This window comes from Pseudomonas sp. UYIF39, from assembly GCF_029963765.1.
In the GTDB taxonomy this organism is placed as follows: Bacteria; Pseudomonadota; Gammaproteobacteria; order Pseudomonadales; family Pseudomonadaceae; genus Aquipseudomonas.
The window spans coordinates 55,478-71,755 of record NZ_JALBYU010000006.1 but is presented as its reverse complement, the minus strand read 5'-3'; the positions used below and the strand labels follow the sequence as shown (position 1 = coordinate 71,755).

The 16,278-nt window shown below is 61.5% G+C and carries 13 protein-coding genes, 1 pseudogene and 2 riboswitches; of the genes and pseudogenes, 8 read left to right on the top strand and 6 right to left on the bottom strand.

Going from position 1 to position 16,278, the window contains the following annotated elements; all coding sequences use genetic code 11:
- The first annotated feature begins 119 nt into the window (after positions 1–119).
- Both MO767_RS10110 and nfuA read left to right on the top strand, forming a co-directional pair.
- Complete coding sequence (locus MO767_RS10110; protein WP_282480353.1) at positions 120–1,154, top strand: acyltransferase; 1,035 nt, start codon at positions 120–122, stop codon at positions 1,152–1,154.
- Between the two features lie 57 nt (positions 1,155–1,211).
- Positions 1,212–1,796 (top strand): Fe-S biogenesis protein NfuA, encoded by a 585-nt coding sequence (gene nfuA, locus MO767_RS10105; RefSeq protein WP_046048486.1) that lies wholly within the window; start codon positions 1,212–1,214, stop codon positions 1,794–1,796.
- Between the two features lie 229 nt (positions 1,797–2,025).
- Here the strand turns inward: nfuA and cobM are convergent, their stop codons facing one another.
- The 4 genes from cobM to MO767_RS10085 all read right to left on the bottom strand — a co-directional run bounded on the left by cobM (position 2,026) and on the right by MO767_RS10085 (position 4,188).
- Positions 2,026–2,772 (bottom strand): precorrin-4 C(11)-methyltransferase, encoded by a 747-nt coding sequence (gene cobM, locus MO767_RS10100; protein ID WP_282480352.1) that lies wholly within the window; start codon positions 2,770–2,772, stop codon positions 2,026–2,028.
- An 83-nt stretch (positions 2,773–2,855) separates the two neighbouring features.
- Complete coding sequence (locus MO767_RS10095) at positions 2,856–3,269, bottom strand: cobalamin biosynthesis protein (RefSeq protein WP_282480351.1); 414 nt, start codon at positions 3,267–3,269, stop codon at positions 2,856–2,858.
- Entirely contained in the window at positions 3,266–3,973 is a 708-nt protein-coding gene (locus MO767_RS10090; RefSeq protein ID WP_282480350.1) for a CbtA family protein, read from the bottom strand. Before MO767_RS10090 ends, MO767_RS10095 begins: the two co-directional genes overlap by 4 nt.
- Before the next feature lie 11 nt (positions 3,974–3,984).
- Positions 3,985–4,188, bottom strand: coding sequence for a CbtB domain-containing protein (locus MO767_RS10085; protein WP_282480349.1), 204 nt, complete (start codon positions 4,186–4,188; stop codon positions 3,985–3,987).
- A 119-nt stretch (positions 4,189–4,307) separates the two neighbouring features.
- Positions 4,308–4,537: riboswitch (cobalamin riboswitch) on the bottom strand.
- A 251-nt stretch (positions 4,538–4,788) separates the two neighbouring features.
- Positions 4,789–5,004, top strand: a riboswitch (cobalamin riboswitch).
- Positions 5,005–5,101: 97 nt separating this feature from the next.
- Here MO767_RS10085 and cobW point away from each other — a divergent pair.
- From cobW to MO767_RS10060, 5 genes are all read left to right on the top strand, one after another.
- On the top strand, positions 5,102–6,163 hold the full coding sequence (gene cobW, locus MO767_RS10080; RefSeq protein ID WP_149630175.1) for a cobalamin biosynthesis protein CobW: 1,062 nt from the start codon (positions 5,102–5,104) through the stop codon (positions 6,161–6,163).
- Between the two features lie 3 nt (positions 6,164–6,166).
- Complete coding sequence (gene cobN, locus MO767_RS10075) at positions 6,167–9,940, top strand: cobaltochelatase subunit CobN (RefSeq protein ID WP_282480348.1); 3,774 nt, start codon at positions 6,167–6,169, stop codon at positions 9,938–9,940.
- Positions 9,941–10,004: 64 nt separating this feature from the next.
- A complete protein-coding gene (locus MO767_RS10070; RefSeq protein WP_282480347.1) occupies positions 10,005–11,003 on the top strand; it encodes an AAA family ATPase in 999 nt (332 codons plus the stop codon).
- 119 nt (positions 11,004–11,122) lie between these two features.
- Entirely contained in the window at positions 11,123–11,662 is a 540-nt protein-coding gene (locus MO767_RS10065; RefSeq protein ID WP_349016916.1) for a VWA domain-containing protein, read from the top strand.
- Between the two features lie 25 nt (positions 11,663–11,687).
- Positions 11,688–13,334 carry a phospholipase D-like domain-containing protein gene (locus tag MO767_RS10060; protein WP_282480346.1) on the top strand — a complete coding sequence of 549 codons (1,647 nt, stop codon included), beginning with the start codon at positions 11,688–11,690 and terminating at the stop codon, positions 13,332–13,334.
- Positions 13,335–13,472: 138 nt separating this feature from the next.
- On the opposite strand, the pseudogene MO767_RS10055 reads toward MO767_RS10060, so the two are convergent.
- A pseudogene (locus MO767_RS10055) lies at positions 13,473–13,691 on the bottom strand (2,4-dienoyl-CoA reductase); the annotation flags it as partial.
- Positions 13,692–13,748: 57 nt separating this feature from the next.
- The gene (locus MO767_RS10050; RefSeq protein ID WP_282480345.1) at positions 13,749–15,299 is read right to left on the bottom strand and encodes an MFS transporter; all 1,551 of its coding nucleotides are present in this window, start codon (positions 15,297–15,299) and stop codon (positions 13,749–13,751) included.
- 103 nt (positions 15,300–15,402) lie between these two features.
- On the opposite strand from MO767_RS10050, the gene MO767_RS10045 reads away from it, so the two are divergent.
- The gene (locus MO767_RS10045) at positions 15,403–16,269 is read left to right on the top strand and encodes a LysR substrate-binding domain-containing protein (RefSeq protein WP_282480344.1); all 867 of its coding nucleotides are present in this window, start codon (positions 15,403–15,405) and stop codon (positions 16,267–16,269) included.
- Positions 16,270–16,278: the final 9 nt, after the last annotated feature.

Below are 16,278 nucleotides of genomic sequence, written 5' to 3'. Positions count from 1 at the left end.
CTTGCTCGCGATAGCTATCTGACAGTCGACATATCAGGTGACTGTCAGGCCCCCATCGCGAGCAAGCTCGCTCCCACAGGGGTTCGGTGGTTTGTGGAATGCGATCGGGAGGGTGGTCGATGTTGATTTCAATACAGGCACTGCGCGCGCTCGCGGCCTGGGCGGTGGTCTGCCACCATTTCATGCAGATTTTCTTCGACTTCCGGGCCCATGGGCCGATCGGTCAGATGTTCATCGATAAGGGCGCGGTGGGTGTCGACATATTCTTCGTCATCAGTGGTCTGGTGATTTTCCTGTCCACCGAGGGCAAATCACTGCCGCCGGGGCGCTTTCTGATGTATCGCTTGTTCCGCATCGTTCCGGCGTATTGGCTGTATACGGTGCTGATGGCGCTGCTGGTGGTGTTCGCTCAGCCCGTGTTGCCGGATCAGACAGTCGACTGGTCGCATTTCCTGCTGTCGCTGTTGTTCATTCCTACTGAAAACCCCGGTGGCTACGGGATTTATCCGACGCTCAACGTCGGCTGGACCCTCAACTACGAAATGCTCTTCTACGTGCTGTTTGCCTGGGCGCTGCTGTTCCGCTTGCAGGTTCGGCTGCTGATCGTCGCCGCGCTACTGTTTGCCGTGTGTCAGGCCTGGACCGGCTACGGCTGGATCAGCGAGTTCTACCGCTCGGACATTGTTTATGAATTCTTGCTGGGGATTGCCATCGGCATGATTTACCGTCGCGGCTGGATCAGGCCCGGGTTCTGGCTGCCGTTGCTGGGCATTGGCGGCGCGTTGCTGGCGATTTATCACCTGGCGCCGCAGCCACGGTTGCTGGCCTGGGGCCTGCCGAGCGCGGTGCTGGTGATGGCTTGCATAGCGCTGGAGCGCTATTTCGAGCGCAGCCGGGTGCTCAAACTGCTGGGCGATTGCTCCTACTCGGTGTACCTGATGCACGTGTTGGTGCTGTCTGCGGGTGGTTTTGTCGCACAGCGTTATGGCATCAATCCCTACGTGATGTTCGCCGTTTGCGCCGCGACAATCGGCGTGGCGTCCTGGCTCAGCTATGAATGGGTGGAAAAACGCAGCTATCGGTGGCTTAAAGAGTGGATCGACGGGGAATCGATGGGTGAGCCGGCCCCGGCTCTTTCCCGACAAAAATACTAGGACTTTGTACGGCGCGATGATTGGCGTAAACTGCGCCCAAGCCTGCGAGGAGTTTCCATGACCGCTATTACCATTACCGACGCCGCCCACGATTATCTGGCTGATCTGCTCTCCAAGCAGAACACCCCAGGCATCGGCATCCGCGTCTTTATCACCCAGCCTGGCACCCAGTACGCCGAAACCTGCATTGCTTATTGCAAGCCGGGCGAAGAAAAACCTGAAGACACGGCGCTGGGGCTCAAAAGCTTCACCGCTTACATCGACTCGTTCAGCGAAGCTTTCCTGGACGATGCGGTAGTCGATTACGCCACCGACCGTATGGGCGGCCAGCTCACCATCAAGGCGCCAAACGCCAAAGTACCGATGGTCAATGCCGACAGCCCGATCAACGAGCGTATCAACTATTACCTGCAAACCGAGATCAACCCGGGGCTGGCCAGCCACGGCGGTCAGGTCAGCCTGATCGATGTGGTCGAAGACGGCATCGCCGTGCTGAAGTTCGGCGGCGGTTGCCAGGGCTGCGGCCAGGCAGACGTCACCCTTCGCGAAGGCATCGAGCGCACCTTGCTCGAGCGCATTCCCGAGCTCAAGGGTGTTCGTGACGTCACCGACCACACGCAGAAAGAAAACGCCTACTACTAAGTAAGGTGTTCGCTGCAGACATAAAAAAACGGCGCCCCGTGAGCGCCGTTTTTTTATGGGTGATAGATAACCTGTGAGTGAAGGGGTTTACCTGTGGCGAGGGGATTTATCCCCGTTCGGCGGCGAAGCCGTCGTTAAACCTGCTTGCTGGGTATGCCTGAAAGAATGCAGAGGGTCCGCTTCGCGGCCCAACGGGGATAAATCCCCTCGCCACAGGGTTGTGCCTGGCTTAGGGCCGGAAGAGATGCGCATGCCCCGCGCGATACAGCGATGATTCACTGAAGTGATCACTGCCCAAAACCCGACCCACCAAAATCAACGCCGTGCGCCGAAACCCCTTGGCTTCAACCTTCGCGGCAATGTCTTCAAGCGTCCCCACCACCCAATCCTGATCCGGCCAGGTCGCCCGGTGAATTACCGCGATCGGGCAATCCGCGCCGTAATGCGGCAGCAATTCGTCCAGGATCTTCTTCAGATGATTGACCCCCAGATGAATCGCCATGGTCGCCCCGTGCTGCGCCAGGCTGCCAAGCTCTTCGCCGGCAGGCATCGCGGTCTTGTCGGCGTAGCGGGTCAGGATCACGCTTTGCGACACGTCGGGTAACGTCAGTTCCGCGCCCAGCAGTGCCGCGCAGGCCGCCGTGGCCGTGACGCCGGGAATGATTTCAAACGGGATGTCGAGTTCGCGCAGGTAGCGGATCTGCTCGCCAATCGCACCGTAAAGACTCGGATCGCCAGAGTGCACCCGGGCTACATCCTGGCCATTGGCATGGGCGGATTTGATCAGTTCGACGATCTGTTCCAGGTGCAGTTCGGCGCTGTTGACCACCTGTTCGGCGCGATGGCCTTCCAGCACGGCGGCGGGCACCAGGGAGCCGGCATAGATGATCACCGGGCAGCTGCGAATCAGCCGTTGGCCTTTGACGGTGATCAGTTCCGGGTCGCCGGGACCTGCGCCAATGAAGTAGACGGTCATCGTCGGTTCCTGTGAGAAAAAGGGGCTGGGCAAGGCTTCAGATGAAGATTGCTCATGATCGATGGCAGGGATTATCGAGGATTTTATGCCGCGCCGGCCAACGCCAAGGTGGCCTGGGCATATTTTTGTCGTGAAATCAGCAATTTTGCCGGTGCCTGGGCCAGGTGTTCGGCCAGGGCCAGGGCGGCACTTTCCGCTACGCCGTAGCAGCCGGTGCGTTCGAACGCGATGTCCGAGCGGTGGCTGAGTTGCGGTTGATAGCCGGCCAGTTGTTCGCTGCTGAAATACATCAGTGGCAACGCTAATTGCTCGGCCAGTTCGATCAAGCCAGGTTCTTCGCGCTTCAGGTCAATGCTGGCCAGGCCCTTGATCTGGTGAAGTTCGATTTTATGAGCCTGTAACGCCTGATCGAGCAACGCCCGCAGCGTGCTGACGGGGCAGCCGCGCTGGCAGCCCAGGCCGACCACTAAAGTCGGCGCTGTGCTGATCTCAGTCATGCGTGGTATTGACCATCGATTTTGCGGCGGAACAACCAGGCACTGATCAGGCCCAGGGCCAGCCAGAATGCCACGTTGGTCAGCTGCGAAGCGATTTTGAACTGAGCTTCCAGGGCTTCTGGAGCCAGCATCGAGTGGACTTCCGGTTGTGGTGCGCCGACCACATGAGGAACAGCCAGAATGGCCACGCCGAGCACTTTCATCAGCCAGTGACGGCTGAACACGATCAATGCGATGCCGACCGCGGTGGAGGCCGCCGTGCCGATCCACCAGATCTGCCGTTGCGCCAAATCAGCTGCGGCAGTGCCCGGCAGCTCAGGCGGCAGACCGAGGGTCGGTGCCAGCACGAACGTGGCGTAACCGGCCAGGCCCCAAAGCAGGCCTTGGGAGGTTTTGGTCGGAGCGCGCAAGGTGTAGAGACCGGCGAGCATCAGAGCGAAACCGACAGCGACCACCAGGTTGCCACCTGTGGTGGACAGCACACGCTGCCAGCCGTCTTCCGGTTCCCAGGCTTCGGCATCGTGGGTATGTGCGGCGACCGCGCCTGCGGCGTGTTCGTGAATTGCAACAGCGGCGGGCTCGGATTTTTCGTAAGTCTCGGCCTGCAGAATCAGCGGAGCCACCCAGAAGCTTTGCAGCAGGGTCAGCAGTAACGCGGCCAGCAGCCCGGTGAACCCTGCGGTTTGCGCAATACGCTTGATCATATCGGCAGATCTCAATGGCACGGGAATGCAGAGCTGTGGCGGGTATCGTGCGCGGCGTTGTGCACCGCTTCGATGTGCGAGAAACCGGCGAAATACACAAGGCTAGCACCCAGGATCGACGCGCACACGGCGGCGGTCAGGCGTTGAGTCAGGGTATTGGTGGTGCTGGCGGTGCTCTTATTGGTGTTGCTGGCGGTGCTGCTGATGATCGACATGGCGCTTCCCTCTGGTCTGTCAGCGGGTGAATAGAGCGCATGGAAGACCCCGGCGAGTCGCGCACGCAGAGGTTCAAACAGCGCCCGCCCACCGCGGGTTTGTTATTGAGTGATCGTAATGGTCACTTTGTTTTGCGGGCCGGTCTCCGGGCTCACGAGGGACGCTGGCTTTCGCCTTGACCTGCAAGCATCACCTTCCCATGCCGAACTGCTGGCACAGTGGATCTGACGCTTCGCTCGCTTACCGTTGCGGGGGCAGCACCGGACTGACATGACTTTAGAGTAAAGCACATGATTCACCGGTTTCCCGTTTCACCCTGTGAAGGGCACCCGTAACAAGGCGTGTAGGAGAGCATGGGCGGGGGCTGGGCGTCAATTGGCAAGGGTTCTCATCTCGATACCCAGGTGGATACCTGTGGTAAGGGGATTATCTGTGGCGAGGGGATTTATCCCCGTTCGGCGGCGAAGCCGTCGCAAGATCTGTTTACGGGGTATGCCTGAAGAATGTAGGGGGCCGCTTCGCAGCCCAACGGGGATAAATCCCCTCGCCACATGGATCGCAATCAACCCTATGGACATTGACCCGCCCCCACACGATGCGTAGCCTTGCGCTTTCGAGGTTCTTCGGCGTCTGCCGAAGCTAAGAAGGGAACGCGGTCGATGCCGCGGCTGCCCCCGCAACTGTGAACGGTGATGTTCGCTGCCACGCCACTGCAAACCCTGTGCAACGGGTTCGCGGGAAGGCGCAGCGAATGCCAGGCCCACAAGCCCGGCACACCGTCAGCCAGGAGACCTGCCTCGACACAGATTCTCACTACAACCGGGCGGGGTGATCCGGTGGCGAACTCTTCCGCGCGCATCCGTCGCAGCGATTGTCGTCCCGTATGCCCGCCACCTTGCCAAAGGGCATCCGATGAAAACACTGGCCAAACTCCCCGTCACCATCGTTACCGGCTTCCTCGGCTCGGGTAAAACCACGTTGCTGCGGCACATGCTCGACAACGCTCAGGGCCGTCGCATTGCGGTGATCGTCAACGAGTTCGGCGAACTGGGCATCGACGGCGAAATCCTCAAGCAGTGCTCCATCGGCTGCACTGAAGAAGAAGCCAACGGCCGCGTTTACGAGCTGGCCAACGGCTGCCTGTGCTGCACCGTTCAAGAAGAATTCTTCCCGGTGATGCGCGAATTGGTCGCCCGTCGCGGCGACCTCGACCACATCCTCATCGAAACCTCGGGCCTGGCCCTGCCAAAACCGCTGGTACAAGCCTTCCAGTGGCCGGAAATCCGCAGCGCCTGCACCGTTGATGCGGTGATCACCGTGGTCGACAGCCCAGCGGTTGCCGCCGGCACCTTCGCGGCTTTCCCGGACCAGGTCGATGCCCAGCGCAAACTCGACCCGAACCTGGACCACGAATCGCCGCTGCACGAACTGTTCGCCGACCAACTGGCCAGCGCCGACCTGGTGATCCTCAACAAGGCCGACCTGATCAGCCCTGAAGACCTGGCCCGTGTACGCCTGGAAGTCGCTGAAGAACTGCCGCCCGCGGTGAAAGTCATCGAAGCCAGCAGCGGTCGTCTGCCACTGGACGTGTTGATCGGCCTCGGCGCCGGTTCTGAAGAACACATCGACAGCCGTCACAGCCATCACGATCACCACCATGAAGGTGAAGACGATCACGACCACGATGCCTTCGACTCCATCTCCATCGAGCTGCCGCAAGCCGACGAAAGCCTGCTGCTGGACGCGTTGACTCAACTGGTGGTCCAGCACGGCATCCTGCGCGTCAAAGGCTTCGCGGCGATTCCGAACAAGCCGATGCGCTTGCTGATTCAGGGCGTGGGCACACGTTTTGACAAGCACTTCGACCGTCAGTGGGGCGCCGACGAAGCGCGCACCACGCGCCTGGTATTGATCGGTCAGGAGCTGGACGCCACGCTGCTTGAAGCGCAATTGCGCGCTGCCCTCAGCGTTTAAGCCATGCACCTGCTCAGGACCCAGCCCGGCGGTTTCGTGTCGGATGACAACATTGCCGACCTTGGACAAACCCCCGCCGAGCTGGTGATCCTGTGCAGCGGCGACTCCAGCCTGGCGCTGCTCGCCGAAGCGGCGCAGCAGTTGCCCGACGATTACCCCAGCGTGCGTCTGGCCAATCCGATGCAGGTGCAGAATCACGCCTCGGTCGACCTGTATGTCGACGAAGTGCTGCGCCATGCCAAGGTGATTCTGATCTCGCTGCACGGTGGCATCGCCTATTGGCGTTACGGCGTCGAGCGTCTGGTGGAATTGTCACAGCGCGGCGTGCAACTGATTCTGGTGCCGGGCGATGATCGCCCGGACCCGGAACTCAGCGATCTAAGCACGGTGGGCGCGCAAGACCGCGACCGGCTCTGGCAGTTTCTGCGTCAGGGCGGCATGAGCAATGCCCTGGATTTTTTCCGCTGCCTTGCCAATCGTTGGCTGGATCGCGACTACGTCTGGGCCGAGCCGCAAACCCTGCCGCGCACAGCGATCTACCACCCGCAAAAAAGCCCCGCTGAACTGAAGGATTGGCAAGCCGACTGGCAGGCCGGTCAACCGGTTGCGGCAGTGCTGTTCTACCGCTCGCATTTACAGGCGGCGAACACAGGTTTCATCGATGTGTTCTGCCAGCGTTTGCAGGCGGCAGGGTTGAACCCGTTGCCGATTGCCGTGGCCAGTTTGAAAGAGCCCGGCTGCCTGACGGTGGTCGAGGACTGGCTGGATGAAGTCGAGGCCGGCGTAATTCTCAACACCACCGGTTTCGCGCAATCGAGCCCCGAAGCGCCGCACTTGCGACCGTTTCGCCGCAACATTCCCGTGATCCAGGCGATCTGCGCCCAGGACAACGAACCGGGTTGGCGCGCCAGCGAACAAGGCCTCGGTCCGCGTGATCTGGCGATGCACATCGCGCTGCCGGAACTGGATGGGCGGATCATCAGCCGACCGATCAGCTTCAAGGACCTGGCCTGGCGCAGCGAGCGCAGTCAATCCGATGTGGTCTGCTATCGGCCACAACCGGAGCGCATGGATTTTGTCGCTGAACTGGCGCGGCGCTGGATTGATCTGGCGCGTGTCCCGAACAGTGAAAAACGCATTGCCCTGATCCTCGCCAACTACCCGACCCGCGACGGTCGCATCGGCAATGGTGTCGGCCTCGACACTCCGGCCGCGGCGCTGAACATCCTGCGTGCGCTGCATAAAGAAGGTTATCCGCTACCCGCCGAATTGCCCGACACTGGCACCGCGTTGATCCAGCAATTACTCGGCGGCGTCAGCAACGACCTCGACACCCTCGACCAGCGTCCGTGTCATCAAAGCCTGTCGATGGACGACTACAACCTGATGTTCAACGCCTTGCCCGAGGCCAACCGCCAGGCGGTGCTGGAGCGTTGGGGCTCGCCGCAAAGCGATCCAATGTGCCGTGACGGACGAATGATGATCGCCGGGCTGCGCTTTGCCCTGACCTTCGTCGGCATTCAACCGGCGCGGGGTTATCAGGTGGACCCGAGCGCGGTGTATCACGACCCCGACCTGGTGCCGCCTCACGGCTATCTGGCGTTCTATTTCTGGTTGCGCAACACCTACGGCGCCCACGGTGTGATCCACGTTGGCAAGCACGGCAACCTCGAATGGTTGCCGGGCAAAGGCGTCGGGCTGTCGGAGCATTGCTGGCCGGATGCGCTGCTCGGGCCGTTGCCGAACATCTATCCGTTTATCGTCAACGATCCGGGCGAGGGCGCCCAGGCCAAGCGCCGTACGCAGGCGGTGATCATCGATCACCTGATGCCGCCGCTGACCCGCGCTGAAACGTACGGCCCGTTGCGCAACCTCGAATTGCTCGCCGACGAGTATTACGAAGCGCAATTGCTAGATCCGCGCCGAGCCCGGGAATTGCAGCGCGACATCCTGCAACTGGTGCGCGAGACGCACATCGACCGCGAACTGCAACTGGACGAAAAACTCGACAGTGATGCCGATGCGGCGATCTGGTTGCCACGTCTGGACACGTACTTGTGCGACTTGAAAGAGTCACAGATCCGCGACGGCTTGCACATCTTTGGCGAATCACCGACCGGGCGTTTGCGCATCGACACCTTGCTGGCGTTGTTGCGTATTCCGCGTGGCGATGGGCGCGGTGCCCAATCGAGTCTGCTGCGGGCCTTGGCCAAGGCGTTCACGTTGGGCTTCGATCCGCTGGATTGTGCGCTCGCCGACCCTTGGGTCGGGCCGCGTCCGATCGAACTGCAATCCCTCACCGATGAAGTCTGGCGCACAGCAGGTGACACCCGCGAACGTCTGGAACTGTTTGCAGCTCAACTGATAGAGCAAGCCTTGATCACCGAGGTTGAGCAACTGAACGCGCCAGGCTGGTCAGAGGTGAAAGCCATCATCGACAGCCTGCGCGAAGTCGTCGCGCCACGGCTGGACGCCTGCGGCCCGGCGGAAATGCGCGGTCTGCTTGACGCCCTAAGTGGTCGCTTCGTGCCGGCCGGCCCCAGCGGTGCACCGAGTCGCGGTCGGCTCGACGTGCTGCCGACCGGTCGCAATTTCTACTCGGTGGACGTGCGTAACCTGCCGACCACCACCGCGTGGCGTATCGGTTTCCAGTCGGCCACCCTGATTCTTGAACGACACCTGCAAGACCACGGCGATCACCTGCGTCAGCTCGGCCTGTCGGTGTGGGGCACCGCGACCATGCGCACCGGTGGCGACGACATCGCCCAGGCCATGGCGCTGATGGGCGTGCGCCCGGTTTGGGCCACGGGCAGTCAGCGGGTCGACGACTTCGAGATTCTGCCGCTGAGTCTGCTGGACCGTCCGCGCGTGGACGTGACGTTGCGCGTCTCTGGATTCTTCCGCGATGCCTTTGCCAACCTGATCCGCCTGTTCGACGCTGCCGTGCAAGCGGTCGCCGCCCTCGACGAGCCGGACGACCTCAACCCCTTGGCCGCCAAGGTGCGTGCCGAGCGCGAAGCATTGATGCAATCGGGGCTGGATGAAGACGCAGCCAGGCGTCAGGCCGGTTGGCGCATCTTTGGCGCCAAACCCGGTGCTTACGGCGCGGGCGTGCAGGGCGCCATCGATGGTCGTCTGTGGCAAAGCCGCGACGACCTAGCCGAGGTTTATCTGAACTGGGGCGGCTACGCTTACGGCGGTTCTGACGAAGGCACCGCAGCGCGAGCGCAGTTCGCCCAGCGCCTGAGCCAGGTTCAGGCTGTGCTGCAAAACCAGGACAATCGTGAGCACGACTTGCTCGATTCCAACGACTATTACCAGTTCCAGGGCGGCATGCTCGCGGCGGTGGAAAGCCTCAGCGGTGAAGCCGCGGCCAGTTACCATGGCGATCACAGTCAGCCGGATCTGCCGAAGATCCGCACGTTGAAGGAAGAGCTGAACCGGGTGATTCGCTCGCGGGCAGCCAATCCGAAGTGGATCGACGGCGTGAAGCGCCACGGTTATAAAGGCGCGTTTGAACTGGCGGCGACGGTCGATAACTTGTTTGCCTTCGACGCTACAACGCAGCTGATCGACGATCACCAGTATGCGTTGCTGGCGGATGCGTATTTGCTGGATCCGGCAACCCGGGATTTTGTTCGCGAACATAATCCGCATGCATTGCGCGACATGACCGAGCGGATGCTGGAGGCGCAGCAGCGAGGAATGTGGAAGGAGCCGGGCGAGTATCGCGAGGCGCTGGAGAATTTGTTGCTGGATATAGAAGAAGATGGCTGACTCTGCGGCACCGCTCCCACAGGTACAAGGTGTGCCTGCTACCGACCATGACCGAGTATTAAAGATGACCGACACCCCGCATTTCCCTCTCTCCGCCGTGGTCGGCGCCGACGATCTGAAACTCGCCCTGTACTTGACCGCCATCGACCCGAAAATCGGCGGCGTACTCATCGAAGGCCCCCGCGGGATGGCCAAATCGACCCTGGCTCGTGGCTTGGCCGATCTGCTCGCCAGCGGCCAGTTCGTAACGTTGCCGCTCGGCGCCACCGAAGAACGGCTGGTGGGCACCCTCGACCTGGACGCAGCCTTGAGCGAGGGTCGCGCGCAGTTTTCCCCCGGTGTACTGGCCAAGGCTGACGGCGGCGTGCTCTACGTTGATGAGGTCAATTTATTGCCCGATCACCTGGTGGACCTGCTGCTGGATGTGGCCGCCAGTGGCACCAACCTGATCGAGCGCGACGGCATTTCCCATCGGCATTCGGCGAAGTTCGTGCTGATCGGCACCATGAACCCGGAAGAGGGTGAACTGCGTCCGCAACTGCTCGACCGCTTTGGCTTGAACGTCGCCCTCAGTGGCCACACAGCGCCGACCGAGCGCGGTCAGATCATCCGGCGACGGCTGGATTTCGACAGCGATCCCCAGCGCTTCTGCGCCGAATGGGAAAGCCAACAACAGTCGCTGCGCGAACGTTGCCAGAAAGCGCGCAGCGTGCTGGCAAGCATCCCGCTCGACGATCATGCGCTGGCGCAGATTACCGAGCGCTGCTTTGCCGCCGGTGTCGACGGCTTGCGGGCCGACCTGGTCTGGTTGCGCGCGGCGCGTGCCCACGCAGCATGGCGCGGGGCGAGCGCCATCGCCGAGGAAGACATCGACGCGGTCGCCGAGTTTGCCTTGCGCCATCGCCGCCGCGAGCCATCGCCACCGGCGCCGCAACAAAGTCAGCCACCTTCTACCCAACAATCCAACCCGAGCGAAGGCCAGGGCCAATGGGGGGAAATGCCCGCCCAGGCGTTACCGGTCGGAGCACGCCGTGACGTGCCGAGCTGGCCAAAAAAGCCCTAGGCATTCGCCCTCGATCTGACGCGGGGGCGAATGCCAGACCCCGTGCCGGGCGGCTGGACAATGGCAAGCAGGGTAAACGTCACGCGGCGCGCAGCGGCTCGATCAACTGGCCGGGCACCTTGCTGAACGGCCGCCCGCGTCAACGCGCCGATGTCTTGTTTCACCTGCGCACCCGTTCACCCCACGAACTGTGGCTGGTGATCGTCGACGCCTCGGCCTCGACTCGTCGCCAACAGGCGTTGAGCGATGCCAAGGGCTTGCTGGCGCAACTGTTCGACGATGCCTATCGCCAGCGTGCGCGCCTGGCATTGCTGACTGCCAGTGGTCATGTGCCGAAGTGGCACGTGCAAGGGTTGAAAGCCTCCGCGGGTTTGCGCAACTGGCTTGATGGGCTGGGAGCCGGCGGTGGTACGCCATTGCTGGCGGCGCTGGGTGAGGCAGGGCGCTGGCTGGCGGCTCGGCAGAAGCGTTTTCCGGCGGAACAGCAGCGCTTGTTGCTGGTCACCGATGGACGGTTGAAGGACTGGTCGATGTTGCCGGCGCTTGATTGTCCGGGGCTGCTGATCGACATCGAACGGGGGCCGATTCGGCTTGGGCGGGCTAAGGTAATGGCTACCGAGTTGCAGGCCGAATATCGACATATCGATGATATGGAGTGAGCCGAAAAGATCACAGGAGTGAGTCATGCGCGTTCTAGCCGTCAATAATCAGGACGATTTCCGCGTCAAGGCCTACGCGGGCACCAATGGCGTGCTGTTGGCCATGGACCTGGCCGAACCCCGCCGCAAAGGCCTGTTGGGTTTCGCCATCGAAAAACAGCAAGGCCCCAAGCCCTGGCTGTTCCTGTTCAACAGCCTGACCTTCCCCGGCAAGGTGCATACCTTCCCCCAGTTTCACGCCACCCCCAGCGATATCGCGCCGTTGCAGAAATTTCGCTGGGCCGATTACGCGGTCAATCCGGGGATGACGATCCATTACCGAATCCACTTGGCCTACGGCAGCGTTGATGCGCCGCAACTGGGTGAATTCCTTGAAGTGACGGTCACCTCCGACAATGGTCAGCCGAATAACCAAAGCGTGATCTTCAATCGCGCAGTGGCCGCCAGCCAGGCGTTCCAGCGCAAGTTTCCCGAACTTGACGCGCTGATCAGCGCCAACAAGAACCTGCCCATCGAAGCTTGGCCGGATGTCCCACGGCAATGGCTGGAAAACGGTTTGCTCGGGCGTTTGCTGGGGTTTATCGAGCGTGCGGTGGATGACCAGTGGGCGCTGGACATTGCCATCTACGAGTATGAATTGCAGGCCATTGTCGATGCCGTGAATGCGGCGTTCGAACGAGGGGTAAACATTCGCGTGCTGTATCACGCCCAGCCGGGCGATGAAGACACCACCATGAACGAGGCCAGCCTGGAAAAGATTCCGGCAGAGAACAAGCGCGGGCGGGTCACGCACAATATCTTCCACAACAAATTCATGGTGCTGAGCCGGCTCGACACAGCGGGGCAGCGTCAGCCCGAAGCAGTGCTTTGCGGCAGCACCAATTTCACCCCCAACGGCGTTTACCGACAGGCCAACGTGGTGCATATGCTGGACGACACACGCGTCAGCGCCAGCTATCTGCACACCTTCGAGCAGGTCTGGGCTAACCCTGCGGATGTCGGCGCCACCCGAAACTGGCTCACGCAAAACAACCCGATGGATCCGCTGCAACCGTTGTTCGCCGGGTTCTCACCGCGCTCGGGCGAAGGGGATCTGGATGAGTTTGTCGAGATCATCAACGCCGCGAAAAAGGACGTGCTGTTCGTCACCGCGTTCGCCTTGCCCGACGATATCCTGAAAGGTTTGCTCGGCCAGCCCCACGACGACATTTTGCGTTACGGCCTGCAAAACACCGCCAGCCGCATCACCGGTTTCCACGCCGACCGCACCGCCGAATTCGCCGCCACCGCGCTGCTTAACACCGGGCTGGAAGGCTGGCTCAAAGAAAACATGAAAGGCCAGAAGGGCAACCTGCTGGTGCACACCAAAGCCGTGGTGACGGACTTCACCAGCGATGCGCCGACGATCATCAGCGGCAGCCATAACCTCAGTGCCGCGGCCAGCAATGGCAATGACGAAAACTACCTGATCATTCGCGGTGATACCGATCTGGCAGACCGTTATGGCCTGGAACTGCTGCGGTTCTACGAGCATTACCGCTTTCGCTACTTCGCCAGGAAACTCGCGCTCAAGCAGGTCCAGCCGTTGGCGGCGGATGACAACTGGACCGATGACTATTACCTCGACGGGGATTTGCGTCAGCTCTCCAGATTGCGTTTTTCCGGTCGGTAAACACGCTTGCGGGGCAAACGCCGCCCCTTTGTGGGAGCGAGCTTGCTCGCGATAGCGGTGTGTCAGCCGACATCAATATTGACTGGTCGGGGGCTATCGTCGGAACGCCGCCCGGAGCAAGCTCGCGCCCACATTGGATTACTTCAGTGTCATCGCCTGCCGGTACTGACGAGTACGCCGGGCGATGTACACGCGGTCGATAATCAACGCCCATAACGCCGAAACATCGGGACGAGTCTTGCTCCCACGGCTCAGGCAATTGAGCTGGAACTTTACGACGGCCATACTCGCCAGTGCGGCCAGGGGTTTGCGTTTCCAGTGAATCGGCGGCAGTTGCGGATGACTGTTCTGACATTCAGTCGCGGCCCGAGGGCATGGGCTGCGAAGCGAATGCCCAGCGGGTATTGGCGTCGTTCAAGCCTTAGCGCCGAGGGCTGCAATCGAGGGGGCGGGGATCGGATTGCGCATCAGCGTGCCTACCACCAGCGCACCTAATAATGCCAACAACCCCGCGACCCACAGCAACAGACTGAAACCACCGACGAAGGCTTGCCGGGCCAACGGTTCGACCATCGGGCGAGCGGCTTCGGGCAACAGGCTCATCGCCGCCGACATGTCACCGGCCACCACCCGCGAGGCGATGCTTTGGGTTTGACCGAGCCATTGCGCGCCTTGGTCCGACAGGCTGGTGCGCAACAACAGTTCGGTATGACTGGACAGCAACGCGCCGAACACGCCGATGGCCAGCACGATGGCGCTGAAGCGCATAGTGGTGCTCATGCCTGAAGCCATGCCAGTGCGCTCCCGTGGCACGCAGGCCATGATGTTCTTTTGCGTATCGCCGTTGAGCAGCCCGGCACCGGCGCCGGTCACGGCAATCGCCAGGGCGAAAGGCAGGTAACCGCCGCTGCTGACCGCCCAGGCGCTGAGCAGATTGCCGCTGCCGACCAGGGTCAAACCGGCGGCCATCAATGTGGCGGGGGCAAACCGACTCGCCAGACGCACGCCGATGCGCGGGCAAATCAGCATGGTCATGGCAAACGGCAACATCCCCAGACCTGAAGCGATGGCCGAGAAGCCCAGGCCGTTTTGCAGGTAGAACGGCAGCAGGGTCATCATCACCTGGGCGCAACCGGCGTAGGCAAACATGCCCAATAGCGCGCCGATGAAACGCGGATGCTTGAACAGTTGCAGGTCAACCATCGGCCGCCGCTGCATCCGTTCAATCACCACGAACGACCCCAGCAACAAGGCGCCGCCGATCAGCCGGGCGTAGGTCAGCGGGTTGCTCCAGCCAATCCGGTTCGCCTCGATCAGGCCCCAGATCAGGCACAGCAAACTCGCACTGAACGCCAGGCTGCCCCAGGGATCGAGGCGTGCAGACTGAGTGTCGCGGGACTCCGGCACGGCGCGCCAGACCATCACCATCAGGAACAGTCCGACGGGCAGGTTAAGGTAGAAAATCCAGCGCCAGCCCATGTACTCGGTGATCAGCCCGCCGACCGTCGGCGCGGCAGTCATCGCCACCCCCATGCACGCGCCCCAGAACGCCCAGGCCTTGGCTCGTTCCACTTCATCGTGAAAGGTGTGGCCGATGGAGGCGAGGGCCGAGGTCAGCAGCAAGGCCGCGCCGACACCCTTGATCGCCCGGGCGATGTCGAGGAACAGCGCGTTGGGCGCGGCACCGCAACCGATGGACGCGAGGATGAAAACGGCCAGCCCGCAGAGCAGGGTTTTCTGCCGGCCGAAGCGGTCGGCGATGCTGCCAGCCGGTAACAAAAGGGCCGCGAAGGCCAGCATGTAGGCACTGACTACCCATTCGATGTCGGCAAAGTTAGCGCCCAGGTCGCGGGCGATCGTGGGCAGCGTCACGGCGACGATGTTGGTGTCGAGGACGATCAGCGAGCAAACGCCTGAGGCTGTGAGTAATGTCAGGCGCGGGCTCACCTTGGGTTTGACGTGCATGGCAACGTTTCTCTACTGTGAAAGTCAGTGCAGCTTATCGTCTGTTGGCGCTTCCCTTGTTAGGCGTGCCTTGTCACTTCATTACCTTTGAGCTAACGCACCCATGGACATACGGCATTTCCGCTATTTTCTGGCCGTTGCCCGGCAAGGCAACTTCACCCGCGCTGCCGAACAACTCGGTATCGCACCGCCGACCTTGACTCGACAGATCCAGGACATGGAGAACGAACTCGGCACGCGATTGTTCGTACGTCAGACACGTGAAGTCAGCCTGACCGAGGCCGGTGCCGCGTTGTTGATCGAGGCAGAGGCGACGGTGCGGCAATTCGAATACGCTCAGTACAACGCCCAGCGTGCCGGGCGCGGGGATATTGGCCATATCGAACTGGGTTACGTGGCTTCGGCGGTGTACTCGGGCTTGCTGCAGAAACAGGTGCAAGCCTTCAGCCGCGAGTGTCCTGACGTCAGCCTGAACGTACGGGAAAGTCCCATGGCGTCATTGCCGATGATGGTGGTCGAGGGGCGTTTCGATATTGGCTATGTCCGCTCACCCATGACCTTGCCCGAAGGCCTCGATGCCATTCGCCTGGACGCAGAAGGATTTGTGCTGGCGCTGTCGGCCGAGTCCTGGTTGTGTCGATTGCCAGAGATTGCCCCGCAACATTTGCAGAACGAGACGTTCATCCTGCCGGAGCAAATCAGCGGCACCTTGCAAGTCGCCGCCGAAGGCGGATTTGCGCCAAAATTGGGGGCGCAACCGGGTGGGTTGGTGGCGGTCATTGCGTTGGTGTCGTTGGGGCAGGGCGTTGCCGTCGTGCCAGAGTCGGTGGTCGGGCATGTGGGTTTGCCCGGCGTGTTGTACCGGGCAATCAAAGGGTGCGAAGCGAGTTCGTGGTTGTCGTTGATTTATCGGCGGTTCGAGAAGTCCGCGGCGGTAACCCGGTATATCGAACAGGTCAAAAATCGCTAAGCGCAAAAG

Bases quoted from the DNA above. Each gene is read 5' to 3' on its own strand.
- MO767_RS10110 (WP_282480353.1), top strand. From the start codon at position 120: ATGTTGATTTCAATACAGGCACTGCGCGCGCTCGCGGCCTGGGCGGTG.
- nfuA (WP_046048486.1), top strand. From the start codon at position 1,212: ATGACCGCTATTACCATTACCGACGCCGCCCACGATTATCTGGCTGAT.
- cobM (WP_282480352.1), bottom strand. From the start codon at position 2,772: ATGACCGTCTACTTCATTGGCGCAGGTCCCGGCGACCCGGAACTGATC.
- MO767_RS10095 (WP_282480351.1), bottom strand. From the start codon at position 3,269: ATGACTGAGATCAGCACAGCGCCGACTTTAGTGGTCGGCCTGGGCTGC.
- MO767_RS10090 (WP_282480350.1), bottom strand. From the start codon at position 3,973: ATGATCAAGCGTATTGCGCAAACCGCAGGGTTCACCGGGCTGCTGGCC.
- MO767_RS10085 (WP_282480349.1), bottom strand. From the start codon at position 4,188: ATGTCGATCATCAGCAGCACCGCCAGCAACACCAATAAGAGCACCGCC.
- cobW (WP_149630175.1), top strand. From the start codon at position 5,102: ATGAAAACACTGGCCAAACTCCCCGTCACCATCGTTACCGGCTTCCTC.
- cobN (WP_282480348.1), top strand. From the start codon at position 6,167: ATGCACCTGCTCAGGACCCAGCCCGGCGGTTTCGTGTCGGATGACAAC.
- MO767_RS10070 (WP_282480347.1), top strand. From the start codon at position 10,005: ATGACCGACACCCCGCATTTCCCTCTCTCCGCCGTGGTCGGCGCCGAC.
- MO767_RS10060 (WP_282480346.1), top strand. From the start codon at position 11,688: ATGCGCGTTCTAGCCGTCAATAATCAGGACGATTTCCGCGTCAAGGCC.
- MO767_RS10050 (WP_282480345.1), bottom strand. From the start codon at position 15,299: ATGCACGTCAAACCCAAGGTGAGCCCGCGCCTGACATTACTCACAGCC.
- MO767_RS10045 (WP_282480344.1), top strand. From the start codon at position 15,403: ATGGACATACGGCATTTCCGCTATTTTCTGGCCGTTGCCCGGCAAGGC.